Here is a 25,134-nt window from a genome sequence, read left to right on the forward strand (position 1 = left end):
CACCATGAGCCGCCGGGTCGCGGCGGGCGGTGTGGCGCTGGCCGCACTGCTCACCGCGGCGACGGCGGGCTGCAGCAGCGGGCAGTCCGTGCCCGGGCCTCCGGCGTTGACCGTCGGCGCGGCACCGACCGCCGAGTCGAAACTGCTCGCGCATCTGTACTCGGCGGCGCTGGGGTACTTCGGTATCCCGACCCGGGTGCACCTGGTCCCGGATCCTGTTGCGGCACTTGACTCCGCCGATGTGACGGTGGCGCCCGGGCTGACCGGTGAACTGCTCGTCAGATTCGTCCCGCATGCCACGGCACGGGCCGACGAGCAGGTGTACCGGTCGATGATCTCGGCGCTGCCCGAAGGTGTCGCCGCCGCCGACTACACGGCGTCGGCACAGGACAAGCCGGCCGTCGCGGTCACCGCGGCGACCGCGGACCGCTGGGCCAAGCGGGATGTCGCGGCGCTGCCGGGGCACTGCGGCGGATTGTCCGTCGGGGTGGTGACGGGCGACGCGCATCCGGCTCGGGTGGGGGACTGCATCCTGCCGGCCGCTCGTGAATTCAAGGACAGCGCAAGCCTTTTCGACGCGTTGCAGGCGGGTGCGGTGACGGTGGCCTGGACCTCGACGGCGGCGCCCGCGGTACCGTCCGGGGTGACGGTACTGACCGACCGGACGTCGCTGATCCGCGCCGAGAACGTGGTGCCCTTGTACCGGCGCAATGTCCTGGCCGAGCAACAGGTGTTGGCGCTCAACGGAATTGCCGGCGAACTGGACACCGCGACGCTGACCGACATGATCGGTCAGGTCGACAAGGGTGCCGATCCGGCGGCCGTGGCGGGTGCGTGGCTGGCCCAGCATCCGCTGGACCACTAGCCGCGCGGGCAATCCGCGGTCAGGGGTTCACATGCCCTCGCGCTGCTCACCAGTAGTGGGTGAACCTGGTGCGAAGTGCGTGGTTTCAATCGCGGGGGGAGCAGCAGTCGTTCTGATTGAAGCCACGCACCGTTCCGCGCCGCGAAACGTCCCTGGCTTCAACAACAACTCGCGGATCGTCGTCCCGGTTGCACTCAGGGACTTGTCGCCCCGCCGCTGTTGGTGAACAAGTCCACCCGTGTCTCGGCGCCCGCGGGCAGGGGTCGCACAACTGGCCCGGGAGTTACCCGAGCTTCGGCAGCACCCGTCCGGCGATGGCCGCGAAGAGACCCTGGTAGGCGCCCGACCCGGTGATGCGGACGATCACGTCGACGATCTTGGCGTCGGGCCCGACCAGCACCCGGGCGTGGCCCTTGCGGACCGACTCGAGAATGATCTGCGCGGCGCGTTCGGGCGTGGTCAGGGCCGCCCTGTCGAAGAGCTTGTTCAGGCCAGCGGAGTCGATGTCGGACGCCGCGGTCGAGTTGCGCACGATGTTCGTCTTGATGCCGCCGGGGTGCACCGTGGTGACCTTGACCGGATGCCCGGCGAGCTTCATCTCCTGGCGCAGCGCCTCGGTGAAGCCGCGGACGGCGAATTTGGCTGCGTTGTAAGCGGATTGGCTGGGTACCGCGAACAGGCCGAAGATGCTCGAGACGTTGACGACGTGCCCGTCACCCGAGGCGATCAGGTGCGGCAGAAAGACCTTGGTGCCGTTCACGACGCCCCAGAAGTCGACGTCCATGACCCGCTCGATGTCCTTGAACTGGCTGACCTCGAGATCACCGGTGAAGGCGATGCCGGCGTTGTTGTAGACCTGATTGACCTTGCCGAAGTGCTTGACCACCTCGTCGGCGTAGAGCTCGAAGGCTTCCCGCTCGGCGACGTTGAGCCGGTCGGCTTTCACCGGTGCGCCGATGGCCTTGACCTGTTCCTCGGTCTTGGCCAGACCCTCGGTGTCGATGTCACTGATCGCCAGCGACGCGCCCGAGCGCGCCAGCGCGATGGCCAGCGCCTGACCGATACCCGACCCGGCTCCGGTGATCACACAGACCTTGCCGGCGAATCCCTCCATGACCGCTCCTTTGCGTTGGGTGGTGGGTGTCAGTGCGAGCGCGACGGCATCACGCGGGACGTGACGCGGGAGAACAGATCCTGGTACGCGCCCGAGCCGGTGGCCCGGATGATGAGGTCCAGCAGCTTGGCGTCCGGTCCGACGAGCACGCGGGCGTGGCCCTTGCGGACGGCCTCCAGGATGATCTTGGCGGCGCGTTCGGGCGTGGTCTTGGCCAGCTTCGCGTCGAAGGTCTTCGCCAGTTCCTTCGGGTCGATGCCTTCGACCGCGGTGGAGTTGCGCGCAATACCGGTCTTCACGCCGCCGGGGTGCACGGTGGTGACCTTGACGGGGTGGCCGGCGAGCTTCATCTCCTGGCGCAGCGCCTCGGTGAAGCCGCGGACGGCGAACTTGGAGGCGTTGTAGGCGGCCTGGCCGGGGACGGCGAACAGGCCGAAGACGCTCGAGACGTTGACGACGTGCCCGTCGCCGGAGGCGATGAGGTGCGGCAGGAATTCCTTGGTGCCGTTGACGACGCCCCAGAAGTTGACGTCCATGACCCGTTCGATGTCCTTGAACTGGCTGACCTCGATGTCGCCGGTGAAGGCGATGCCGGCGTTGTTGTAGATCTGGTTGACCTTGCCGAAGTGCTCGGCGACGGCGTCGGCGTAGAGGGCGAAGGCCTCGCGCTCGGTGACGTTGAGGCGGTCGGCTTTGACGGGGGCGCCGATGGCCTTGATCCGCTCCTCGGTCTCGGCGAGGCCCTCCGTGTTGACGTCACTGATCGCCAGCTTGGCGCCCGAGCGGGCGAGCTCGATGGCGAGGGCCTGACCGATACCCGATCCGGCTCCGGTGACGACACAGACTTTCCCGGCGAAGCCCGACATGTTCACTCCCTTGTGGTCGATGCGCGTGCTGCTAGCGACAGTAGCCGGTACCGCCGGTGTCGGATAGCACCGGGTGGCGCTGCGAGAGCTGCGGTACCAAACGGTACCAAACCGCCCTCAACCTGTGAATCATGCTAGGAAATGGCCGGTGCGGGCCCATTTTCATCGACGCACGCCGCCCCTGCCGCGACGCTCGCTGCATTGCTTCTCTTCTTCGACCCGACGGCAGGGAGTTGATTCCGATGACAGCATCGTGGGGCCTGACCGGACCGCAGTTTCTGGGCGTCTATCTCGTCACGTATCTGCTTGCGCTGGCGTTGATGTACGGCTTCCGGGCCGTGTTGACGCGCTCGGGAACTGCGGAAACCGATGCCCCGAATCCGCGACCGCTACTGGACCCTTATGAGACCGCATATCTGGCCGGCGGGCCGGGCCGTACCGTCAGCACGGCGATCGCGAACCTGGCCTTGAGCGACCGGCTTCTGGTTTCCCGCGGCGGCACGCTCACCGTCGCCGCCGGCGCCACGCTGATCGACGACGTGGACGCTGCCGTCGCCGACGGCGTGTCCGCCACGCACCGCCGGAAGACGGCGATGAAGCGGCTGCGCAAGCATCCCCGGATCGTGGCGATCGGTGAGCGGTTGCGTGCCCGGGGCCTGCTTCTCGACAGCGGGTCGACCACCATCCTGCGGGCGTGTGCGCTGCTGCCGTGCGCGGTGTGGGTCGTCGGTGTGCTCCGGTTGATCAACGGCATCGAGCTGCACCACAAGGTCCTTCTGCTGTTCGTTTTCCTGGTGGCAACCGGTCTGTCGACACTCGTCCTGGTGCGCGCGTTCCTTGCCGATGCGGCACACCGCCCGTCCGCCGAAGGGCAACTCGCCCTGCAGGGCATGCGCAACCGGTATGAGTCCGGGGTGGCCCTGACCGAACCTGCGGCTGAGACCGGACGCACCGATGCGGCCCGTCAGGCACAGGTGGTCGGCGTCGCGCTGCTCGGGTTCGTCGCGCTGACCGACGACGATCTGCGTACCTCGTTGCTCGGCAGCGTCGGTGTCGCGGGCGGCGGCGGTTGCGGCAGCGGCAGCAGCTGCGGCGGTGGTGGTGGGGGATGTGGCGGCGGTGGCTGTGGCGGCTGCGGCGGGTGCGGCGGATGACCACCGGAGCTTCCGGGCCTGCCATCGGTATCGGCTGGCGGCCCGAGATCGACCTCACCATCGAGCGACTGCCCGGTGTCGAGTTCATGGAGGTGATCGCCGAAGGCATCCGGCCCGGCGCCCTGCCGGCTTCGCTGGAGGCGGTGCGTAGTCGCGGAATTCCCGTTGTGCCACATGGAATTTCGCTCTCGTTGGGCGGCGCGGAGCGTCCCGACCGCGCCCGGCTCGAGCACCTCGGCGACTGTGCGGCGGCCCTGGGTGCCCCGTTGGTCAGCGAGCACATCGCCTTCGTGCGCGCCGGAAACCGCGAAGCCGGGCATCTCCTGCCGGTGCCGCGCAGCCGTGCCGCGCTCGACGTCGTCGTGGCCAATGTCCGGATCGCTCAGGACGCGTTGGCCGTCCCGCTGGCCCTCGAACACGTGGCCTCCGTCGTGTCCTGGCCCGACGACGAGTTCACCGAAGCGCAGTTCCTGTGCGAGATCATCGAGCGCACGGGCGCGCTCCTGCTGCTGGACGTGGCCAACCTGTACACGTCCGCCGTCAACTTCGGCGCCGATCCGATCGCTGCGCTCGATACGTTGCCATTGGATCGGATCGCCTATGTGCACGTCGCCGGGGGAGCCTTGCGCGACGGCATCTGGCACGACACCCACACCGCCGACGTCGCCGAGCCGGTCCTGGATCTGCTCGCCGAGCTCGCGAGCCGAACCGTGCTGCCCGCCGTCATGCTGGAACGCGACGGCGCCTACCCGGCGCCCAGCGTGCTGACTCGGGAGTTGGCCGCCATCAGGTCGGCTGTCGGACGAGTCGGCGATGACGTGGTGCGGCCCTGGGTCGCGGGACCACAGCGGCGACCCGGTCGAGTGGGGGCCGAGCCGTCGGACCTGACCCGGCATGCGTTGGCCGATGCCGAGGACACGCTGCTGCAGGCACTGCTGGGGCTGTCCGGCCCGCCGGCGGGATTCGATGCCGACCGTGTTGCGGTGGCCGGCGCTGCATTGGCCCACAAGCGAGCCCATACTCAGCCGAAAATGAGCTTGGGTGCGAAATTCCGGCGGAAGTTCGCACCCAAGCTCAGGTTCGACGCTACGGGGCGAACGCCTCGTCGATGATCGCCTGCTGCTCGATGGCGTGCACCTTCGAGCTGCCCGACGACGGCGCGCTCATGGCCCGGCGGGAGATGCGCTTGATGCCGGTCAGCTTCTCGGGCAGCAATTCGGGCAGGCTCAGGCCGAAGGTCGGCCAGGCGCCCTGGTTGGCCGGCTCTTCTTGCACCCAGAAGTACTGCTGCACGTTCGGGTACTGGTCCAGCGTGGCGTTGAGCCGGCGCTTGGGCAGCGGGTACAGCTGCTCGATGCGCACGATCGCGATGTCATCGCGCTTGTCCTTGGCTTTGCGCGCCACCAGCTCGTAGTACAGCTTGCCGCTGGTGAGCAGCACCCGGGTGACCTTCGACCGGTCGCCGACGCCGTCTTCGTAGGTCGGCTCCTCGAGCACCGAGCGGAACTTGATCTCGGTGAAGTCCTTGATGTCGCTGACCGCGGCCTTGTTGCGCAGCATGGACTTCGGGGTGAAGACGATCAGCGGGCGGTGGATGCCGTCGAGACCGTGCCGGCGCAGCAGGTGGAAGTAGTTGGCCGGGGTCGACGGCATGGCGACCGTCATCGAACCTTCGGCGCACACCTGCAGGAACCGCTCGATGCGGCCCGACGTGTGGTCCGGGCCCTGGCCCTCGTGGCCGTGCGGCAGCAGCAGCACGACGTCGGACAGCTGGCCCCACTTGGCCTCGCCGGAGCTGATGAACTCGTCGATGATCGACTGCGCGCCGTTGACGAAGTCACCGAACTGGGCTTCCCACAGCACCATGGCGTCAGGGTTGCCCACCGAGTAGCCGTACTCGAAGCCCACCGCGGCGAACTCCGACAGCGCCGAGTTGTAGATCAGCAGCTTGCCGCCGGTCGGGGTGCCGTCGGTGTTGGTGGCCAGCAGTTGCAGCGGGGTGAACTCCTCGCCGGTGACGCGGTCGATGAGCACCGCGTGCCGCTGCGTGAAGGTGCCGCGCTGCGTGTCCTGTCCGGAGAACCGGATCAGCCGGCCCTCGGCGACCATCGAGCCCAGGGCGAGCAGCTCGGCGAACGCCCAGTCGATCTTGCCTTCGTAGGCCATCTCGCGGCGCTTCTCCAGCACCGGCTTGACGCGCGGGTGGACGTTGAAGCCCTCCGGCACCGCCAGGTGCGCGTCGCCGATGCGGGCCAGCAGCGACTTGTCGACCGCCGTCAGCAGGCGCTGCGGGATGGTCTGGTCGGTTTCCACCGACTCGCTGGGCGCGAGCTCGTGCTTCTCGAGCTCGCGGACCTCGTTGAAGACCCGCTCCAGCTGGCCCTGGTAGTCGCGCAGGGCGTCTTCGGCCTCTTTCATGGAGATGTCACCACGGCCGATGAGGGCTTCGGTGTAGGTCTTGCGGACGCCACGCTTGGTGTCGATGACGTCGTACATGTACGGCTGGGTCATCGACGGGTCGTCGCCCTCGTTGTGACCGCGGCGGCGGTAGCACAGCATGTCGATGACGACGTCCTTCTTGAACGCCTCACGGAAGTCGACGGCGAGGCGGGCGACCCAGGCGCAGGCCTCGGGGTCGTCGCCGTTGACGTGGAAGATCGGCGCGCCGATCATCTTCGCCACGTCGGTGCAGTATTCGCTGGAGCGCGAATCCGTTGGCGCCGTGGTGAATCCGATTTGGTTGTTCACGATGATGTGGACGGTGCCGCCCGTGCGGTAGCCCTTGAGCAGCGCCAGGTTGAGGGTCTCGGCGACCACACCCTGGCCGGCGAACGCGGCGTCGCCGTGCAGCATCATCGGCATGATCGAGAAGCGGCCATGGGCGTCGCTGTCGTCGTGCTCGTCGCCGACGAGCAGGTCCTGCTTGGCGCGGACCAGACCCTCCAGGACCGGGTCGACGGCCTCGAGGTGGCTGGGATTGGCGACCAGCGACACGTCGATCTCGTTGTCGCCGAACATCTGCAGGTAGTGGCCGGTGGCGCCGAGGTGGTACTTGACGTCGCCGGAGCCGTGCGCCAGCGCCGGGTTCAGGTTGCCCTCGAACTCGCTGAAGATCTTCGAGTACGGCTTGCCGACGATGTTGGCCAGCACGTTGAGGCGGCCGCGGTGCGGCATGCCGATGACCACTTCGTCGAGGTTGTGCTCGGCCGCCTGGTCGATGGCGGCGTCCATCATCGGGATGACGGCCTCCGCGCCCTCCAGCGAGAAGCGTTTCTGCCCAACGTATTTGGTGTGCAGGAAGGTCTCGAAGGCCTCGGCGGCGTTGAGCTTGGACAGGATGTACTTCTGCTCGCCGACCGTGGGCTTGTCGTGCTTGACCTCGACGCGCTCCTGCAGCCACTTCTGCTGCTCGGGTTCGAGGATGTGGGTGTACTCGACACCGACGTGGCGGCAGTAGGCGTCGCGCAGCACCGACAGCACGTCGCGCAGCTTCATGAACTGCTTGCCGGCGAAGCCGTCGACCTTGAACTCGCGGTCCAGGTCCCACAGCGTCAGGCCGTGGGTGTTGACGTCGAGGTCGGGGTGGCTGCGGAAGCGGGTCTTGTCCAGCCGCAGCGGGTCGATGTCGGCCATCAGGTGGCCGCGGTTGCGGTAGGCCGCGATCAGCTCGATGATGCGGGCGTTCTTGTGGGCGATCGAGTCCGGGTTGTCGATCCGCCAGCGCACCGGCTCGTAGGGGATGCCCAGCTCGCGGAAGATCTCGTCGTAGAAGTCGTCGTCGAGCAGCAGATGGTGCACGGTGCGCAGGAAGTCACCGGACTCGGCGCCCTGGATGATGCGGTGGTCGTAGGTCGACGTCAGGGTGATGAGCTTGCCGACGCCGAGCTCGGCGATGCGCTCTTCGCTCGCGCCCTGGAACTCGGCCGGGTACTCCATGGCGCCGGCGCCGATGATGGCGCCCTGGCCGCGCATCAGGCGCGGCACCGAGTGCACGGTGCCGATGGTGCCCGGGTTGGTCAGCGAGATGGTGACGCCGCTGAAGTCCTCGGCGGTCAGCTTGCCGTCGCGGGCGCGCCGGACGATGTCTTCGTACGCGGCGATGAACTGGCCGAATTGCATTGTCTCGCAACGCTTGATGGCCGCGACGACGAGCTGGCGCGAACCGTCCTTGTTCTGCAGGTCGATGGCCAGACCGAGGTTGGTGTGCGCCGGTGTGACGGCCGTCGGCTTGCCGTCGACCTCGGCGAAGTACCGGTTCATGTTCGGGAACTGCTTGACGGCCTGGACGATCGCGTAGCCCAGCAGGTGGGTGAAGCTGATCTTGCCGCCGCGGGTGCGCTTGAGGTGGTTGTTGATGACGACGCGGTTGTCGATCATCAGCTTCGCGGGGATGGCGCGCACGCTCGTGGCGGTCGGCACGTCCAGCGACGCGTTCATGTTCTTGACGACGGCGGCCGCGGCACCGCGCAGCGTCTGCGTCTCGGCGTCCTCCGCGGGCGCGGGTCCGGCGACGGCCTTGGCGGGGGCAGCCTTGGCAGGGGCGGCCTTGGCAGGCGCGGCGGCCGGGGCGGCCGGAGCGGCAGGGGCCGCGGCGGGAGCCGGCGCGGCCGCCGGAGCCGCGGGTGCGGCGGCGGGCGCCGGGGTTGCCACGGTTACGGAATCCGTTGTGTCCGTGATGGGTTCGGGGTTGTAGTCACGAAGGAAGTCGTGCCAACTCGGGTCCACCGAGGACGGGTCCTCACGGAATTTGCGATACATCTCTTCGACCAGCCACTCGTTCTGACCGAATGGTGAAGGTGATGTGCTCACGGCCGCTATTCGCCTCGTTTCCTTCTGTCCGACGAGCGCCGGACCTCAGCCCGGCGTACCCGCCCTCTGTTGTGTTGGCGGTCGCCCGCCCCCGTGCCGCCTAAGGCTAACCCGTCGGCCGATTCCGCGGACGGCGGAAGCCCACCTATTGGTGGATCAATCTGTGGAGGGTTTGCTATCCCGCGCCTCGGGCAGCACGAGCAGCGTCTGGCGCCACCGCGCGGGGGCGGGCCCGAACGCCGCGCGGGCGTTCTCGATGATCTTCTTGCTCATCAACCGGTTGCCGACGCCGCCGATCACCGCGCCGACGCCCACCGGCAGCAGCTTGCCGAAGGCGATGGCGCCGCGCTTGAGTGTGTACTTCTTCACGAAGAACTTCAGCAGCCGCGAATTCAATTGCGAGACAGCCGGTAGCGGTACGGTCGCCGCGCCGTCGGCCAGCCACGCGCCGCTGGTGCGGCCGGTGCCGAGCAAGTCTCCGATGGCGTGCTTGCCTTCATCGCCGACGAGAACGGCGAGCACCAGCGCGCGACGACGCTCCCGCTCGGTGACCGGGATGCCGTGCACTTCGGCCACCGCGAGGGCGAACACCGCGGTCGCTTCGAGGAACACCACGGTCTCGCCGGCAACCGCCGACATCGCGACGAGCGTGCCGATGCCGGGGAACGCCGCAGCCGATCCGACGGCGGCACCGCTGGCCATGGTCGCGGCCATGTAGTGCTTCTCGAGCTTGGTGATGATCTCGGCCGGGGTGGCACCGGGGTTGTGCTCCCGTAGCCGGTTCACGTAGGCGGCCACAGCCGGCGCCTGCACCCGGGCCCCGCCCTCGAGGATGTGCGAGAGCGCCTTGGCGGCAGCGCCAGGGTTCTCGGTGTGGGCGTCATGCTTCACAGGCAACTGCCCCTTCATGCTGGAGCGAGCACTCATCGGCCGGCCTCTCCATCTCCGTACACAGGAATTCAGGCTAACGCGTGGTCAACGATCGGCGTGCCATCTGAGTGCCCGGCACCAGCTGAGCCGGCGATCACATCTGAATGCTGCCGATTTGCCGGGAAGAAAAAACCGGTATGCATTGCTAACCATATTCATGGCAGCATCGCCCCTTGTGGATCTGACAGCGGTAGGCGACGCCACCGATAGTGGCGTGCCCGCCGAGGCCCCGGAGGTACGTCCGGCGCCGAGCCGTACCCGGATGATCGTGGTGCTGGGCCTGTTGGTCGCACTCGGCCCGCTGACCATCGACATGTACCTGCCGGCGTTGCCCCGCATCGCCTCTGAGCTGGGGTTGTCGTCGTCGGTCGCGCAGCTGACGCTGACCGGGACGCTGGGCGGCCTGGCCCTCGGCCAGCTGATCGTCGGTCCGCTGTCGGACGCGCTGGGTCGTCGGCGCCCGCTGGTCGCCGGCATCCTGCTGCACATGGCGGCCTCGCTGCTGTGCCTGTTCGCGCCGAACATCGAGGTGCTGGGCATCGCCCGCGCACTGCAGGGTGTGGGTGCCGCCGCGGCATCTGTGGTGGCCGTCGCTGTCGTGAGTGACCTGTTCGAAGAGTCGGTCGCGGCCGTCGTGATGTCGCGGTTGATCCTGGTCCTGGGCGTGGCGCCGGTGCTGGCGCCGTCGCTGGGCGCGGCCGTGCTGCTGCGCGGTTCGTGGCACTGGGTGTTCGCCGCGCTCGCCGTGCTGGGCGGCGCGATCCTGGCGGTGGCAGTGCTGGCCCTGCCCGAGACCCTCGCCGTCGCCGACCGGCGCCCGCTGCAACTGCGCGCCATCCTGCGGACGTACGTCGAGGTGCTGAGCGATATCCGTTTCGTGGTGCTGGTCCTCGTCGGTGCCCTGGGCATGTCGGGCCTGTTCGCGTACATCGCGGGGGCCGCGTTCGTGCTGCAGGGCCGCTACGGCCTGGATCAGCAGACCTTCGCCCTGGTGTTCGCGGCCGGTGCCATCGCGCTGATCGGTTCCACGCAGTTCAACGTCGTGCTGCTGCGCCGGTTCGAGCCGCAGAAGATCGCTGTGGTCGCCCTGATCGCCGCGTCGGTGTTCGGCCTCGTGTTCGTCGCGCTGGCCGTACTGCATGTGGGCGGGCTGGCCGGTTTCCTGATCCCGGTGTGGGCCATGCTGGCCGCGATGGGGCTCGTGATTCCGAACACACCTGCCGTCGCGCTGGCTCGTCACCCGGATGCCGCCGGCACCGCTGCGGCCGCGCTGGGTGCCGCCCAGTTCGGGCTCGGCGCGGCAGTGGCGCCGCTCGTCGGCGCGCTGGGCAACGGTGAGTTGGCGCTCGCGGGCGTGATGACGACGGGCGTCGTGGTCGCCCTGTTCGCACTGCTGGCCGTCGGCGACAAGGGCGAATCGGGACACGAACGCCACCGCCATTAGGTCTGTGGTCGCGGCGCCGAACTGCTGACTTGTTCGGATCCGCGACTGTCCGTAGCGTCGAAGTCGAGACCGGCACATCGGCCGGCCACCAGACTTGATACCGACTGCATGCATACGTTGATTTCCGCCGGAGTTCGTCGGTGAGTGCTGCGCAAGTGAGTCGGCCGTGGCATGCCCTCTGGGCCATGATGTTCGGCTTCTTCATGATCCTGGTCGATTCCACGATCGTTGCCGTCGCCAACGTCGTCATCATGCAGAAGCTCGGCACCGACTACGACGGTGTCATCTGGGTGACCAGCGCTTACCTGCTGGCGTATGCGGTACCGCTGCTCGTCGCGGGCCGGCTCGGTGACCGCTTCGGGCCCCGCAATTTGTACCTGACGGGCCTGGCGGTGTTCACGCTGGCGTCGTTGTGGTGCGGTTTGTCCGGCAGCATCGGGATGCTGATCGCCGCACGCGTCGTGCAGGGTCTGGGCGCGGCGCTGTTGACGCCGCAGACCCTGTCCACGATCACGCGAATCTTCCCGCCCGAACGCCGGGGCGCGGCCATGAGCGTGTGGGGTGCCACGGCCGGGGTGGCGACGCTGGTCGGCCCGCTGGCCGGTGGCGTCCTGGTCGACCACCTCGGCTGGCAGTGGATCTTCTTCGTCAACGTGCCGATCGGCATCGTCGGCCTGGCGCTGGCCTGGGTGCTGGTCCCGCAGTTGCCGACCGAACGGCACCGCTTCGACATCCTCGGCGTGGTGCTGTCGGGCGTCGGCATGTTCGGCATCGTGTTCGGCCTGCAGGAGGGGCAGACGCACGACTGGGCCTGGTGGATCTGGCTGGTGATCCTTGCCGGTCTGGGCTTCATGGCCGCCTTCGTGTACTGGCAGTCGGTCAACCCGGACGAGCCGCTGATCCCGCTCACGGTGTTCCACGACAACGACTTCTGCCTGTCCAACGTGGCCGTGGCCACCATCGGCTTCTGCGTCACCGCGATGATCCTGCCGGTGATGTTCCATGCTCAGGCCGTCCTCGGCCTGAGCGCGACGGAGTCGGCTCTGCTCACCGCGCCCATGGCGGTGGTGTCCGGGATGCTGGCGCCGCTCGTGGGCAAGCTCATCGACCGCTACCCGCCGCAGCCGATCGTCGGATCGGGCTTTTCGGCGCTGGCGATCGGGCTGACGTGGCTGTCGTTCGGGCTGACCCCCGATACCCCGCTGTGGCAGCTGGTGCTGCCGTTCATCGCCATGGGCATCGGCATGGCGTTCATCTGGTCGCCCTTGGCGGCCACCGCCACCCGCAACCTGCCGCCGCGGCTGGCCGGCGCCGGATCCGGCGTCTACAACGCGACGCGGCAGGTCGGTTCGGTACTCGGCAGCGCCGGCATGGCTGCCTACATGACGTCCCGGATCAGCGCCGAGATGCCGGCCGGCGGACGGCCCGTCGCCGGCGAAGGCACACCGGTGACCCTGCCGCCGTTCCTGCACGAACCGTTCGCCACCGCGATGTCGCAGTCGCTGCTGCTGCCGGCGTTCGTCGCGTTGTTCGGTGTCGTCGCCGCGCTGTTCCTGCGGGGTCAGGCGACGGCGGCGCCGCTGGTGCGGCCCCGGACCTCCGTGCCGGAACCGCCCGAGCCCAACTACTTTCCCGACGACGACGACTACGTCGAATACACCGTCGATCGCACCGAGTTCGACGCCGTGGACGATTCCGACCCGTGGGACTGGTACGACGCGCCCGCCGAACCCGACGAGGACTACGCGCACTACGAGTCCGAAGACCCCGACGAGCCGCGCACCTCACCTATCCCGATGCGCGTCGACCACTGGCACAGCCCGCGTCGGCCGGAGGCCATGAAGGCTGAGGCGCCTTCGGCACCGGGCCGGGGGCGGCATTACCGCGAAGACGACGAGGCCGACGACCCAGGCGTCTACGGTTTGCATTCGATGTAGTGCCGCACGGGGTGGCACCGGCTCGCGAACGTAACCGCAGGGCGATTTTCGGCCATCATTTGCGCCGTGGCGTTACCGTCGCGGCCGGCAGTGCTCAGTAGACGTGGCTGCCCTGCGCAGACAGCACGAAACCGTGGGTCTTCCTGTCCTGGCCCCAGGCCTCGCCGGGATTCTGGATTTCACAGGTGAGGGCGCCGTCGCCCGCCGTCGCGCACACTTCGTCGTTCTCGTCGACCGAGCCTTTGGCACCGGGGACGACGATCTTCTGGCCGGGGGCCAGCTCCCGGTAACTGGCCGGGTCGACGGGCATGCCACCGTTTTGCGTTTCCTTCTGCTTCACATCGGCCTGGCCGAAACTCGCCACGCTGCCGGCCGCGACTTCCACCTGGGTCACGTCCGCGGGTACGCCCGGCAGCTTCCCCCAGCACGTGATGCTGGAGTAGTACTGCCACGAGTTCGGTCCGTCGTACAGCTCGCAGTGCACGCCGCCGGCGGTCTTGAACCGGTACGACGACCAGCCGTAGTGCTTGGGCCCGGCGTAGTCGCAGAGGTGCACCGCGGCGTAGCCGTCGAACCCGGTGATGACCGCGGGCGCGCGGCTCGGATCGGTGGTGCCGCATGCCGGGGCGGCGTGGCCGTCGGGTGCTGAGGTGATCGCGAGCAGGGGCAGTCCGAGAGCAACAACCATGGCGAATCGGCGCACCATATTGACGCTACCGGAGCCTCTGGGACCGGATCAGCGGAACAGCACCGCGGGGTTGAGGTACCCGGTCGGGTCGAACGCCGCCTTCACCGTGCGCATGGCCGCGACGTCGGCGTCGGTGCGCGACATGGTCAGGTAGTCGCGCTTGCGGGTGCCGACGCCGTGTTCGGAGCTGACGTTGCCGCCGCAGTCGGCGATCAGGTTCATCATCGCGGTGTAGAGGGCTCGTTCGGTTTCGCCGGAGACGTTGCAGCGCACCAGGTTCAGATGCAGGTTGCCCTCGCCGATATGGCCGAACAGTACGGGGATGGCCTCGGGCGCGTGCGCTTCGGTGACCGCCACCGCCGCACGGGCGAACCGTGCGACCGAGGAAAGTGGCAGCGACACATCGAATTTCAGTGGCGGGCCATACCAGCCCAGCACCTCGCCGATCGATTCGCGAACCTGCCACAGCCGCTGGCTTGCGCCGGCATCGACGCCCACCGCGGGATCACCCGTCAGTTCGGCATCGCTCAACACGTCGGCCAGCAGGTCGGTTTGGTCTGCCTCGCCGGCCATTTCAACCAGCAGCTGCCAGGCGCCGCCGACGGCGGCGTGCACACCGAGGTGCTCCGCGGTCAGGGCGCTGGCGCGTGCGTCGACGAGCTCCAGTGCCGCGATGCCGTCGATGTCCCGGAGCCGTCGCCCGGTGGTGATCAGGGCGTCGAGGTCGTCGAACCCGGCCACCGCGGTCACCCGATGGGGCGGGACGGGGTGCAGCCGTAGGTCGAGGCCGGTGATGACCCCGAGTGTGCCTTCCGCGCCGACGAACAACGAGGTCAGGTCGTAACCGGTGTTGTCGCTGCGCACCTGGCTGTGCCGCCGCACCAGTGTGCCGTCGGGCAACGCCACCTCGAGGCCCAGAATCTGTTCGCGCATATTGCCGTAGCGCACGGTCCGCAGGCCGCCGGCATTGGTCGACGCCATGCCACCGACGGTCGCCGAATCGCGGGACGCGAGGTCGACGCCGAACACCAGGCCTGCGGCGGTCGCGGCGTGCTGTACGGCGGCGCAGGTCGCTCCGGCGCCGACCCGGATGCGACGTTCCGCGGTGTCGACAGCTCCGACCGCCGACAACCGTTCGGTGGAGAGCAGGATGTCGTCGTGCTCGGGAACGGTGCCGGCCACGAGTGACGTCCGCCCGCCCTGCACCGTGACGCAGGCGCCCGCATCGCGGCACGCACGCAGCACTGCGGCAACCTCGTCCTCGCTGCCGGGGCGGACCAGCGCCTGGGCGTGGCCGCGGTAGCGCCCGGTCTGGTCGACGACGCGTCCGGCGAGCACGTCGGGATCGGTCGTGACGTACCCGGTGCCGACGATCGATGCGAGCTGATCCAAGAGCGTCATGGCCGTGACACCGGCCGTCGACGGGCGATCTGGCCGGCGGCGTATGCGACAGCCGGTGGCGGGACGAGCGGCGCGGGGATGCCGATGCGGCCGGTCTTGGTCTGGAGGGTCACCATCGCGGCGGAGGGCCGGATCGCGATGACCGAACCCCAGTCGAGCGTCACCGTGCCGGTCGGGGTGGCCAGCATGAACCCCTGGTCGTTGAACCCGGAGGCCCACTGCGCGCCGGGAAACATGTTGTGGCCCAAGGCTCGATAGCTGCGGAACCAGGTCATCGCCGTGATGAGCCCGAAGAACACCAGCAGCAGGACGACCGCGATGCCAATGGCCGCCGGTATGGACCCGGCGCCGGCTGAGACTAAACCGATGCCGACGACGATGATCAACCACAGCTGCCACCGGGTCAGGGCTCGCTGGGTGGAGAGCCACGTGAAGCGCCGGCGATCGGACGGTCCCGCGGTCCAGACGTGGTGAACGGGCGGCACCGGTATGCCCGGCTGCGGCATGGTCATGCGGTCACCGACAGGAACGCGCCGAGTTCGATCATCCCGTCCGGCGTCGAGGGGAGATAGTCGGTCAAGAGCGCCGAGCGCACCACGTACGCAGCGTATTTGGCGCGGCTGATCGCCACGTTGAGCCGGTTGCGGTTCAGCAGAAAGCCCATGCCGCGGGGCACCTCGGCGATGGACGACGCCGTCATCGAGACGAACACCACGGGGGCCTGCCGCCCCTGGAATTTGTCGACGGTACCCACCTGGACGTCGCCGTAGCCCGCCGCGTCCATCCACTCGCGCAGCAGCACCACCTGCGCGTTGTACGGCGCCACGATCAGAACATCTTCGGGGCCAAGGGTTTTCGTGCCGTCCTCGTCGGTCCACTGCCTGCCCACGAGGCCGCCGATGGCGGTGATGATCGCCTCGGCCTCCTCGGGACTGTCGGTCGCATTACCCTCGTGCTCGACGGTCATCAGGTGCACGCCGGGTTCGATACCGGCCAATCGCCGTGCGCCGCTGACACTTTCGGCCGCCAGCAGCCGATTGTCGTAGGACAGCGCCGATACCGGGGCGCACACCGCCGGGTGCATCCGGTACGACACGTCGAGGAAATAGCCGCGTTCGGCGGGCAGGGTGTGGCGGCCCTCGACCAGCCAGCTCAGCGCCGACTCGTCGACCGGCTCGGGGTGGGTGCCCTGGCTGACCTGCGGCAGCTGCTGCGGGTCGCCGAGCAGCAGCAGATTGCTCGCCGCGGGTGCGACGGCAATGGTGTTGGCCAGGCTGAACTGGCCGGCCTCTTCGATGACGAGCAGATCCAGGCTGCCGCGCGGGACCCGGCCGTCGTTGGCGAAATCCCAAGCGGTCCCGCCGATCACGCAGCCGTTGTTGTCCTCGATGAAGCGCGCGTACTGGTTGTCCGGCACGTCGCTGAACGGTGCGCCCTCGGGGGCACGCTTCTTGCCGACGACCCGGCCGTCCACCCCGGCCTTGACCACGCTGCTCAGCACGTTCTCCACGACGGCGTGCGCCTGCGCCACGACGCCGATGCGCCAGTGGTCGAGGTTGACCAGGTCGGCGATGACCTTCGAGGCGGTGTAGGTCTTCCCGGTGCCCGGCGGGCCGTGCACGGCAAGGTACGACGAGTCCAAATCCCGCAGGGCGGCGACGATATCGCGCGCTGCGTCGCCGGTGCGGGGGAGCGGGCCGGTGGACCGGGTGCGCGGGGCGGACCGCAGCAGGATGTCGAGCGGCGCATTGGGCGGCAGCGACGGCAACCCGGCGGCGAGCTCGGCAGCCGTCGTCTCGATCGAGGTCCGCAGCGGTTTGGTGTTCGGCGGCGGACCCGGCGTCAGGGCGAAGGGCAGTTGGCCGAACTCGTCGCCGTCCTTGCCGGTGCGGTGCACGATCAGCACCTCGGTGCCGTCCTCGTTGCAGTCCACCACCGTGGCGGTACCGGCGGCGCGGATGTCGGGATCGTCGGAAAGTCCTGCCGGAGAAGGTGGCTCGTAGAGTGCGAACACCTCGGCGCCGGGCCGGAGCGAGCCGGCGGCGATCTCGCCGCGCAGCAACACCTGGCGCTGCGGCTTGCGGGCCTTGGGCGGAATGTTCCAGTCGACGGCGACGTGCGGGGTTGCCGTGGACACGAAAACGTCTGTGCAGTCGGCCCATTCGTCCACCGGGTTGTTGAGCCGGTCGAAATGCTCCCACCAGAACGGCTTTTCCTCGCGCTGGTGGTATCCGCGGGCGGCCGCGATCATGGCGACGGCCTGCTGCTTGTCCGAGCGAGCCGTGGTGCCGTCGCCCGCGTACTTCGCCAGCGCACGCTGAGTGGCGTCGTCGGCCGGCGCGGCCGCCTCCGGTTGCGCGGGGCCACCGACTGCCGGGCCGCGCGGCGCGATGCCCGCGGCCCATGCCACGCCGAGCAGCCACTCGCGCAGCCGCAACGTGGAGCGGCAGTCGTAGTGGTTGTAGTCCTCGATCTCCTTGAGGACGGTCGCGGCTTCCTCGTGTTCGCCGGCCGCCTCGAGTTCGGTGTAGCGCGCGTACTGCGTGATGGAGTCGGTGGCCTTGGTGACCTCACCGACACGCAGCTCACCGCCCATGTACAGCGGCTCCAGGTACTTGATGCTGTAGCTCTCGGTCCCGACGCGAATACTCTTGCGCACCAACGGCAGCAGGTCGACCAGCACACCGCTGCGCAGCAACTCGTCCACCTCGGCCTCGCCGACGCCGTAGCGCCCGGACAGCCGCAGCAGCGTGCTCTTCTCGTAGGCCGCGTAGTGGTAGATGTGCATGTTCGGGTACCGCTTGCGTTGCTTGCGTACCAGCGCCAGGAAATCGATGAGCGCCTGCCGTTCACTGGTCCGGTCGTGCGCCCACAACGGGTGGAACTGTCCCGTCGCGGTCAGGGTGCCCCACAGGTATTCCAGGCCCCAGTCCCGGCCGTTCTCGGTCCACAGCGGGTCGCCTTCGTAGTCGAAGAACAGGTCGCCGCGGTCGGGTTCGGGCAGCGCGGTGAGTGGCTGTGGGTCGATGACCTCGAACTGCGGCTTGTCGTCGATCGGCGGCGCGACCTGCAGCCGCGCCTGCCCGACGAGATTGGCCACGATGCGCGACGAGAGCCCCGGCACCGCGCCGCTGTGCTCGGCCAGCTGGTGCATGGTGGTGATGCCGGCGTCGAGCAGCCGGGCCCGCTGGCTCACCCGCATCCCGGCCACCAGCAGCAGGTCGTCCCGCTCGCGGACTTGGACTTCGCAGTCCTCGCACTGGTGGCAGGCCCGCAGCGTGGGCGTCTCCCAGGACACCGGTGTTCCACCGGTGCGGTGCTCGTCGAGCAGCCGCTGCAGCGCCGCGCGCCGCGGGAGGTAAACGGGAAGCAGCTCGGCCACCGGATAACTGGCGATGGTGCCGTCGCCGAGCACCAGATCCACCTCGGGGGCCACCGGCACGCCGGCCTGTGTCAGCGCGTCTGCGTAGGCCGCCAACTGCAGGAGCGCCTCGACCTTCACCGACCGGGCCAGCTTCGTGTCCCGCAGGCGGTAGCGGCCGTCCTCCAGGATCAGGAAGTCGGCGAATCCCAGGAAACGGCCGTCGAACATCGCGGCCTGATAGATCACCGGTGCCCGGCGGTCGACGGCGGCCCGGGTGGCTTCGGCCGCGGCCAGCAGCCCGGCGACGGTGTACGGGCGCGGCCGGCCGATCATCGTGACGTTGTCGCCGGACGCCTCCCGCAGCTGGTCCAGATGCCGCTGCTCATGCGCGTCGCCCAGTTCGGCGGTGCGGGCCAGCAGGTCGTCGTCCACGACGGCCTTCGGTCCCCAGCCCAGCAGCCCGTCGAACCGGCGCAGCAGCGCGTACTCGCAGCGCGCCGCGGCCGCGAGATCCGATGCGCTGTAGATGACCGGCGCAGCGTGATCGGTCGGACTGAGGAACACGTCGCCACCATATGGCAGCCCGCCGACAGACCGGGGTTACCTTGGCTGGAGTGAGCAGGATTTTCACCACGAGCGTCGCGTCGGTCTATCCCCACTACGTCAACAAGGTGGAGAAGAAGGGGCGCACGACCGCCGAACTCGACCAGGTCATCTGCTGGCTGACCGGATTCGACCAGGCCACCCTGGCTGAGCACCTGAAAGCAGAGACGACGTTCGAGGACTTCTTCGCCGCGGCGACACTGAATCCGAATGCCACCCTGATCACCGGTCTGGTGTGCGGCGTCCGCGTCGAGAACGTCGAGGACCCGTTGATGCGGAAAATCCGCTACCTCGACAAGCTGGTCGACGAACTGGCCAAGGGCAAGGCCATGGAGAAGGTGCTCAGGGCCTGATCCGGCCGGGCGTCATCTGGTTCCCGCAGGTTGGTGCCTCCGCACCGGGAATCACCAGCTCGCCGGGTGGCGCCACGAGGTTCGGAGAGCAGCTCCGTATCGTTGCTCCTCCTCGGTGCCGGGTGTCGCCACCCGCGCCACCGCGAAGTTGCTGCGCTCGAACAGGTCCGGCGTGCACCGTACGTCGGTGAGACGCTCGGCAAGCGCAAAACCGGCCGCGCCCAAGTCGATTCCGGCGAGCTCCACCGGGTCGGCATCCACCGGCACGCCTATCGCAGCAAGATCGTCACGTACTGCCTCCGGATCGGCGCCGAACCGCTCGGCCGGAAACAACAGGTCGAAATCGACCACGAGTTCCCCGTCGCGCCACCAATGGAACCGGCGGACCGCGTTGATATTGCTGAAGTGCGAAACAATCGTTCGGCCGGGGGACAGGGGTCCGATCAGTCGCTCGGTGACCCCGACGAAGCCGTTGATCTCGGCAATCAGCGTCCACGCGCCGCCGATCTCGGTCACGCCGATGAGGCCAGGGTCGAAACCACCGGCCTCATCGGCCACAGCCAGTTCGTAGAGCGCATCGATGCCCTGCACCGAATCCAGCACGTCGGCGCCGAGACGGTTGACGACCTCCGCCGCAGTGATGTCGCCGACGAGCGTCAGGCAGTGCGCCTCAGCCCAGTCGGGACGCCAGGTCTTCCACCACGAGTAGTCGTCGGCTGTGGCAGTCACTTCGTACCTCCACCCCACCTCTCGGCACAATTGTCTTCCTGGTGAGCGCAGCTAGTGCGTGTTGCCGATCAACTCGACACCGTTGCCGTTCCAGTGGAACCGCACGATGCTCTTGAGCCCGCTGCCCGGGTTGGTGTAGCTCAGGGCGACGGTGTCGCCGGTGGTCTGGGCGAGGTCGATGCCGTTGAACCCGTAGGTGTCGGGCACCCCGGTCGGGATCAACTGGCCCAGGTGGAACATCACGGCGCGGGTGTTCGGCTGTTCGGCGTTGGTGTTCGCTTTCACAATCACCACCGACAGTGGTGCGCACTGGTTGTAGTTCCCGGCCAGCGGTTCGGGGCTCCAGCCCTGCTTGCTGCGCGGGTCGGCAGGCAGCGTCGACACCGCTTTGGCGATATCCGGCGCCGTGAGGCTGACAGCACAGGGGTCGGCCGGGGCCGCGCTGGTCTTCGGACCTGCGGCGACGGTCGGCGCGGCGGTTTTCTTGGCGGCGGCCGGCGCGGTCGGCTCGGGGGTCTTGGAGGCGGTGGAGTCACCCGACCCACAGGCGGACAGGCTTGCCGCCGCGAGTGCGGCCACCGCGATCGTCATCAGTTTCGGTTCGGCGCAGCGCACCCGGCCACCCTATAAGGCGGACCAGGGGGAGTCCGGTCAGCCATGCTGGGCGTACCTGGCCTGATAACCCTCTAGACTCCTTGCATAATGACGACGTCTTCGCCCGAGGCCGACCCGGATTCGGGCGGCCCCAACACCACAGCTGATCCCGCTTCAGAAACCTCCGCCGAGACCGGCGCCGAGGTCACTTTCGCCGACCTGAACATCCGTCCGGAGGTGCTGCGGGCGCTGACCGATGTCGGCTACGAATCTCCGTCGCCCATCCAGGCCGCGACCATCCCCGCGATCCTGAACGGTTCCGACGTCGTCGGCCTCGCCCAGACCGGTACCGGCAAGACCGCCGCGTTCGCGGTGCCGGTGCTGTCCAAGATCGACCCCGCCAGCCGCAACACCCAGTGCCTGGTGCTGGCCCCGACGCGTGAACTCGCGCTGCAGGTGGCCGAGGCGTTCAGCAAGTACGGCGCGCATCTTAACGTCAACGTACTGGCGATCTACGGCGGCTCGTCCTACACGCCGCAGCTCGCGGGCCTCAAGCGTGGCGCGCAGGTCGTGGTGGGCACGCCGGGCCGCGTCATCGACCACCTGTCGAAGGGCAGCCTGGATCTCTCGCACCTGGACTACCTGGTGCTCGACGAGGCCGACGAGATGCTGCAGATGGGCTTCGCCGAGGACGTCGAGCGCATCCTCGCCGACACCCCCGAGTACAAGCAGGTCGCGCTGTTCTCCGCGACCATGCCGCCGGCCATCAAGAAGATCACCGCCCGGTACCTGCACGACCCGGTCGAAGTGACCATCAAGGCCAAAGCGCAGACCGCCGAGAACATCACGCAGCGCTACATCCAGGTGGCCGGCCCCCGCAAGATGGACGCCATCACCCGGCTGCTCGAGGTCGAGCCGTTCGAGGCGATGATCGTCTTCGTCCGCACCAAGCAGGCCACCGAGGAAGTTGCCGAAAAGCTCAGGGCCCGTGGCTTTTCCGCGGCCGCGATCAACGGTGACATCCCGCAGGCCGTCCGCGAGCGCACCATCAACGGGCTCAAGGACGGCTCGATCGACATCCTGATCGCCACGGATGTCGCGGCGCGCGGCCTGGACGTCGAGCGCATCTCGCACGTGCTGAACTACGACATCCCGCACGACCCCGAGTCCTACGTGCACCGCATCGGGCGCACCGGTCGCGCGGGTCGCTCGGGCACCGCGCTGCTGTTCGTCACCCCGCGCGAGCGGCACCTGCTCAACTCGATCGAGCGCGTCACCCGCAAGAAGCTCATCGAATCCCAGCTGCCGTCGGTCGACGACGTCAATGCCCAGCGCGTGGCGAAGTTCCGCGATGCCATCACCGACTCGCTCAGTGCGCCGGGCATCGAGCTGTTCCGCCGCCTGATCGAGGACTACGAGCGCGACAACAACGTGCCGCTCGCCGAGATCGCGGCGGCGCTGGCGGTGCAGACGCAGGGTGGCGAAGAGTTCCTCATGAAGGAGCCCCCGCCGGAGAAGCGGCGCGAGCGTCCGGACCGTGACGACCGCGGGGACCGTGGCGATCGCGAGCGCAAGCCGCGCTCGACGCGCGACGACCTGGCCACCTACCGCATCGCGGTGGGCAAGCGGCACAAGGTGATTCCGGGTGCCATCGTCGGCGCCATCGCCAACGAGGGCGGTCTGAACCGCAGCGACTTCGGGCACATCAGCATCCGGGTGGATCACTCACTGGTCGAGTTGCCCGCCAAGCTGAGCAAGGACACGCTCAAAAAGCTGGAGAACACCCGCATTTCGGGCCAGTTGATTCACCTGGAGCTCGACAAGGGTGGACGTTCCGGCGGTTACGAGGATCGTGGCGGACGCCCCGACCGGGGTTCGTACTCGGACCGCGGTGGTCGCCAGGACCGCGGCTCGGACCGGGGTTCGTACTCCGACCGTGGTGGCCGTCAGGGCGGACCGCACAAGGGCCGGGGCCGTGATGACGACCGGCGCGGTGGACACGGCGAAGGTCGAGGAGAGGGCAAGCGTAAGTACAAGTGACCCGGGTTGATTCGCTCACCGGGGTTCGTGCTGTCGCCGCTCTGCTGGTGGTCTTGACCCACGCGGCGTTCACGACCGGTAAGTACACCCAGACGTACATCGGACTGATGTACTCGCGCGCGGAGATCGGTGTGCCGATCTTCTTCGTACTGTCGGGCTTCCTGCTGTTCACCCCGTGGGTGAAGGCGCTGGCTCGAGCCGATGCCGAAAAGCCTTACGACGCACCGTCGGTGCGGCGTTACGCGTGGCACCGGGTGCGACGGATCATGCCCGCCTACGTGGTGACGGTGCTGGCGGCCTACGCGCTGTATCACTTCCGCACCGCCGGCCCCAACCCCGGACATACCTGGCTGGGGCTGCTCCGCAACCTCACGCTGACCCAGATCTACACCGACAACTACCTGTTCTCCTGGCTGCATCAGGGCCTCACCCAGATGTGGAGCCTGGCGGTGGAAGTTGCTTTCTACGTTGCCCTTCCGGTGTTGGCCTACCTGCTGATGGTGGTGCTGTGCCGGCGGCAGTGGCGGCCGGGCCGGCTGCTGGGTGCGCTGGGCGTCTTTGCCGCATCGAGCCTGGCGTGGCTGACGCTGGTGCACACCACGGATTTCCTGCCCGACGGCGCCCGGCTCTGGTTGCCGACCTACCTGATCTGGTTCGTCGGCGGCATGCTGCTCTCGGTGTTGTCCGTGATGGGGGTGCGGGCATACGGATTCCTGTGCATCCCACTGGCTTTGGTCTGCTACCTCATCGCGTCGACGCCCATCGCCGGTGCCCCGACGACCTCGCCCGCCACGCTGCCGGAAAGCCTGTGGAAGGCGGTGCTCTACGCCGCCATCGCCACGCTGGTCGTCGCGCCGCTGGGCCTGGGGAACCGTGGCTGGTACGCGTGGCTGCTGGGGAGCCGGCCGATGGTCTTCCTCGGTGAGATCTCCTACGAGATCTTCCTGGTGCACCTGGTCATCATGGAACTGGTCATGGTCGAGGTGATGCGCCAACACATCTGGACGGGGTCGACCTTCGCGTTGTTCACCTGGACGATGCTGTTCACGATCCCGGTGTCGTGGCTGTTGCACCGGTTCACGCGGGTGCGGAGCTAGGAACAGTCGCAGCAGTCGCAGCAGCCATCGCAACAGCAGCCGTCGCATTCACAGCAGCCATCGCAGTCGCAGCAACAGCCGCTGCAGTCGCACGCGAAGCAGCCGTCGAACCAGCCGGCCCTGCGCTGGACCTTCTCCTCGGGATTCTCTTCGCCCGTTTCGATCCCGACCAGGTCGTCCAGCGGAGCTTCGCCGAATGACGCGACCGGTGGCTCGGCGTCGGGAGGTACCTCCGTCGCCCGGTATCCCGCGTCGCTGAAGGTCCGGGACACGGCCCGCCGCAACTCGCGCGTCAGCAGCCGGTGCACCAGCCGCCCGTCGGTGAACTGCACGTCGGCCAGGGCCAGCTCGATGCCGAGCACCGCGTCGTCACACATGGTTCGGACGTCGCCGACCGGTGTCGCGGTGGCGGCCACCGGATTCCACTTTCCGTGCACCGCGTCGTCGTGCAGATCCTCGACCGCGTCGAGCAGGTGCGCGACCCGACCGAACAACTGGCCGACCTCGCGCAGCGGTGCGACATTCGCCGGCCGGCCGGCCAGGACCGCGGTGTGGCCGAACGCGGCGGCGACGGACGTCTCGGTGGGTTCGGTGACCGCGAGCAACGAACCACCCGGTGCCGCAGCGGCTTCCAGCGCCGCCTGCCGCCTGATCGCTTCCATCAGCACGCCGGTATCGAAGCCCAGCGCGGTACCGACATCCGTGCCTTGGCGCTCCCACCGGTCGGCGATCCGTCGGGCCGCGGGCCGCACTCCTGCTGCGGCGAACACCCCGTCGCCGTCATCGACGTGATCGCGCACCCGTGCCGCCGCGAGCACCAGGGAGACGACGGCCGCCAGCCGAACCGATTCGCCTACCGCGACATCGGCCTTGCGCATGCCGCGCAGCGGACAGCGGCCGGCCTCCCGGCGGCCGGGCGCCGCGGTGGACTGCGCCTCCACCAACGCCGACACGACGAGGCCGTCGTAGTTGGTGGCGACTCGGCCGCCCTGACCGTAGTCATCGCGAAGCGCGAGACAAAGGCCGCACAACTGGGCGGTCCAGACGGCCGCAAGTTCCTCGCCGAGCCGATGCCGGCAGGGCCGGAGGATGCCGAACACGGCTCGAAGATAGCTGTGGCCAGCACAAACCGCAGGCAATCAACCA

Annotated in this window: 19 protein-coding genes; 8 read left to right on the top strand and 11 right to left on the bottom strand. The window is 68.3% G+C overall.

Translation table 11 applies throughout. The features are described from left to right. Positions 1–4: 4 nt before the first annotated feature. Positions 5–865: a glycine betaine ABC transporter substrate-binding protein gene (locus tag ACZ5IQ_RS06380; protein ID WP_212812611.1), complete on the top strand. Its 861-nt coding sequence runs from the start codon at positions 5–7 to the stop codon at positions 863–865. 283 nt (positions 866–1,148) lie between these two features. Here the strand turns inward: ACZ5IQ_RS06380 and ACZ5IQ_RS06385 are convergent, their stop codons facing one another. Continuing rightward, positions 1,149–1,979, bottom strand: a complete 831-nt coding sequence (locus tag ACZ5IQ_RS06385; protein ID WP_464480984.1) for an SDR family NAD(P)-dependent oxidoreductase — start codon at positions 1,977–1,979, stop codon at positions 1,149–1,151. A gap of 29 nt (positions 1,980–2,008) precedes the next feature. Further along, positions 2,009–2,845, bottom strand: a complete 837-nt coding sequence (locus tag ACZ5IQ_RS06390) for an SDR family NAD(P)-dependent oxidoreductase (protein WP_318986603.1) — start codon at positions 2,843–2,845, stop codon at positions 2,009–2,011. 242 nt (positions 2,846–3,087) lie between these two features. Between ACZ5IQ_RS06390 and ACZ5IQ_RS06395 the strand changes: the two genes are divergently transcribed. Beyond that, entirely contained in the window at positions 3,088–3,999 is a 912-nt protein-coding gene (locus ACZ5IQ_RS06395) for a TIGR04222 domain-containing membrane protein (protein WP_318986602.1), read from the top strand. Further along, positions 3,996–5,111, top strand: a complete 1,116-nt coding sequence (locus tag ACZ5IQ_RS06400; RefSeq protein WP_464480985.1) for an MbnB/TglH/ChrH family RiPP precursor modification enzyme — start codon at positions 3,996–3,998, stop codon at positions 5,109–5,111. Before ACZ5IQ_RS06395 ends, ACZ5IQ_RS06400 begins: the two co-directional genes overlap by 4 nt. Here ACZ5IQ_RS06400 and ACZ5IQ_RS06405 read toward each other — a convergent pair. Together ACZ5IQ_RS06405 and ACZ5IQ_RS06410 are read right to left on the bottom strand one after the other, a co-directional pair. Then, entirely contained in the window at positions 5,086–8,757 is a 3,672-nt protein-coding gene (locus tag ACZ5IQ_RS06405) for a multifunctional oxoglutarate decarboxylase/oxoglutarate dehydrogenase thiamine pyrophosphate-binding subunit/dihydrolipoyllysine-residue succinyltransferase subunit (protein ID WP_464481433.1), read from the bottom strand. The genes ACZ5IQ_RS06400 and ACZ5IQ_RS06405 overlap by 26 nt on opposite strands. Positions 8,758–8,964: 207 nt before the next feature. Then, positions 8,965–9,735 carry a hypothetical protein gene (locus tag ACZ5IQ_RS06410; RefSeq protein WP_464480986.1) on the bottom strand — a complete coding sequence of 257 codons (771 nt, stop codon included), beginning with the start codon at positions 9,733–9,735 and terminating at the stop codon, positions 8,965–8,967. Between the two features lie 160 nt (positions 9,736–9,895). Between ACZ5IQ_RS06410 and ACZ5IQ_RS06415 the strand changes: the two genes are divergently transcribed. Beyond that, positions 9,896–11,182, top strand: coding sequence for a multidrug effflux MFS transporter (locus ACZ5IQ_RS06415; RefSeq protein ID WP_371824521.1), 1,287 nt, complete (start codon positions 9,896–9,898; stop codon positions 11,180–11,182). Between the two features lie 185 nt (positions 11,183–11,367). Next, positions 11,368–13,119 carry a DHA2 family efflux MFS transporter permease subunit gene (locus ACZ5IQ_RS06420; RefSeq protein ID WP_464481434.1) on the top strand — a complete coding sequence of 584 codons (1,752 nt, stop codon included), beginning with the start codon at positions 11,368–11,370 and terminating at the stop codon, positions 13,117–13,119. A gap of 94 nt (positions 13,120–13,213) precedes the next feature. On the opposite strand, the gene ACZ5IQ_RS06425 is transcribed toward ACZ5IQ_RS06420, so the two are convergent. The 4 genes from ACZ5IQ_RS06425 to ACZ5IQ_RS06440 are packed head-to-tail and all read right to left on the bottom strand — an operon-like array spanning position 13,214 to position 19,136. Further along, the gene (locus ACZ5IQ_RS06425) at positions 13,214–13,807 is read right to left on the bottom strand and encodes a hypothetical protein (RefSeq protein ID WP_464480987.1); all 594 of its coding nucleotides are present in this window, start codon (positions 13,805–13,807) and stop codon (positions 13,214–13,216) included. Between the two features lie 48 nt (positions 13,808–13,855). Continuing rightward, positions 13,856–15,208: an FAD-binding oxidoreductase gene (locus tag ACZ5IQ_RS06430; RefSeq protein ID WP_464480988.1), complete on the bottom strand. Its 1,353-nt coding sequence runs from the start codon at positions 15,206–15,208 to the stop codon at positions 13,856–13,858. Then, positions 15,205–15,720, bottom strand: a complete 516-nt coding sequence (locus ACZ5IQ_RS06435; protein WP_464480989.1) for a hypothetical protein — start codon at positions 15,718–15,720, stop codon at positions 15,205–15,207. The genes ACZ5IQ_RS06430 and ACZ5IQ_RS06435 overlap by 4 nt, the downstream gene beginning before the upstream one ends. Beyond that, positions 15,717–19,136, bottom strand: coding sequence for a TM0106 family RecB-like putative nuclease (locus ACZ5IQ_RS06440; RefSeq protein WP_464480990.1), 3,420 nt, complete (start codon positions 19,134–19,136; stop codon positions 15,717–15,719). The genes ACZ5IQ_RS06435 and ACZ5IQ_RS06440 overlap by 4 nt, the downstream gene beginning before the upstream one ends. A gap of 11 nt (positions 19,137–19,147) precedes the next feature. Here ACZ5IQ_RS06440 and ACZ5IQ_RS06445 point away from each other — a divergent pair, with 11 nt between their 5' ends. Next, entirely contained in the window at positions 19,148–19,528 is a 381-nt protein-coding gene (locus ACZ5IQ_RS06445) for a DUF2200 domain-containing protein (protein ID WP_464480991.1), read from the top strand. Positions 19,529–19,579: 51 nt separating this feature from the next. On the opposite strand, the gene ACZ5IQ_RS06450 is transcribed toward ACZ5IQ_RS06445, so the two are convergent. Then, positions 19,580–20,257, bottom strand: coding sequence for a DUF6461 domain-containing protein (locus tag ACZ5IQ_RS06450; protein ID WP_464480992.1), 678 nt, complete (start codon positions 20,255–20,257; stop codon positions 19,580–19,582). A gap of 51 nt (positions 20,258–20,308) precedes the next feature. After that, positions 20,309–20,848 carry an LppP/LprE family lipoprotein gene (locus ACZ5IQ_RS06455; protein WP_464481435.1) on the bottom strand — a complete coding sequence of 180 codons (540 nt, stop codon included), beginning with the start codon at positions 20,846–20,848 and terminating at the stop codon, positions 20,309–20,311. Positions 20,849–20,959: 111 nt separating this feature from the next. Here ACZ5IQ_RS06455 and ACZ5IQ_RS06460 point away from each other — a divergent pair, with 111 nt between their 5' ends. After that, positions 20,960–22,891, top strand: a complete 1,932-nt coding sequence (locus tag ACZ5IQ_RS06460) for a DEAD/DEAH box helicase (RefSeq protein WP_212812597.1) — start codon at positions 20,960–20,962, stop codon at positions 22,889–22,891. Then, positions 22,888–23,988: an acyltransferase family protein gene (locus ACZ5IQ_RS06465; protein ID WP_212812596.1), complete on the top strand. Its 1,101-nt coding sequence runs from the start codon at positions 22,888–22,890 to the stop codon at positions 23,986–23,988. The genes ACZ5IQ_RS06460 and ACZ5IQ_RS06465 overlap by 4 nt, the downstream gene beginning before the upstream one ends. Here the strand turns inward: ACZ5IQ_RS06465 and ACZ5IQ_RS06470 are convergent. Beyond that, complete coding sequence (locus ACZ5IQ_RS06470) at positions 23,985–25,088, bottom strand: DUF5685 family protein (protein WP_464480993.1); 1,104 nt, start codon at positions 25,086–25,088, stop codon at positions 23,985–23,987. The two genes, ACZ5IQ_RS06465 and ACZ5IQ_RS06470, sit on opposite strands and share 4 nt — an antisense overlap. Positions 25,089–25,134: the final 46 nt, after the last annotated feature.

The sequence above is a fragment of the Mycobacterium toneyamaense genome (genome assembly GCF_055384815.1).

Bases quoted from the DNA above. Each gene is read 5' to 3' on its own strand.
- ACZ5IQ_RS06380 (WP_212812611.1), top strand. From the start codon at position 5: ATGAGCCGCCGGGTCGCGGCGGGCGGTGTGGCGCTGGCCGCACTGCTC.
- ACZ5IQ_RS06385 (WP_464480984.1), bottom strand. From the start codon at position 1,979: ATGGAGGGATTCGCCGGCAAGGTCTGTGTGATCACCGGAGCCGGGTCG.
- ACZ5IQ_RS06390 (WP_318986603.1), bottom strand. From the start codon at position 2,845: ATGTCGGGCTTCGCCGGGAAAGTCTGTGTCGTCACCGGAGCCGGATCG.
- ACZ5IQ_RS06395 (WP_318986602.1), top strand. From the start codon at position 3,088: ATGACAGCATCGTGGGGCCTGACCGGACCGCAGTTTCTGGGCGTCTAT.
- ACZ5IQ_RS06400 (WP_464480985.1), top strand. From the start codon at position 3,996: ATGACCACCGGAGCTTCCGGGCCTGCCATCGGTATCGGCTGGCGGCCC.
- ACZ5IQ_RS06405 (WP_464481433.1), bottom strand. From the start codon at position 8,757: ATGTATCGCAAATTCCGTGAGGACCCGTCCTCGGTGGACCCGAGTTGG.
- ACZ5IQ_RS06410 (WP_464480986.1), bottom strand. From the start codon at position 9,735: ATGAGTGCTCGCTCCAGCATGAAGGGGCAGTTGCCTGTGAAGCATGAC.
- ACZ5IQ_RS06415 (WP_371824521.1), top strand. From the start codon at position 9,896: ATGGCAGCATCGCCCCTTGTGGATCTGACAGCGGTAGGCGACGCCACC.
- ACZ5IQ_RS06420 (WP_464481434.1), top strand. From the start codon at position 11,368: ATGATGTTCGGCTTCTTCATGATCCTGGTCGATTCCACGATCGTTGCC.
- ACZ5IQ_RS06425 (WP_464480987.1), bottom strand. From the start codon at position 13,807: ATGGTTGTTGCTCTCGGACTGCCCCTGCTCGCGATCACCTCAGCACCC.
- ACZ5IQ_RS06430 (WP_464480988.1), bottom strand. From the start codon at position 15,208: ATGACGCTCTTGGATCAGCTCGCATCGATCGTCGGCACCGGGTACGTC.
- ACZ5IQ_RS06435 (WP_464480989.1), bottom strand. From the start codon at position 15,720: ATGACCATGCCGCAGCCGGGCATACCGGTGCCGCCCGTTCACCACGTC.
- ACZ5IQ_RS06445 (WP_464480991.1), top strand. From the start codon at position 19,148: ATGGCAGCCCGCCGACAGACCGGGGTTACCTTGGCTGGAGTGAGCAGG.
- ACZ5IQ_RS06455 (WP_464481435.1), bottom strand. From the start codon at position 20,848: ATGACGATCGCGGTGGCCGCACTCGCGGCGGCAAGCCTGTCCGCCTGT.
- ACZ5IQ_RS06460 (WP_212812597.1), top strand. From the start codon at position 20,960: ATGACGACGTCTTCGCCCGAGGCCGACCCGGATTCGGGCGGCCCCAAC.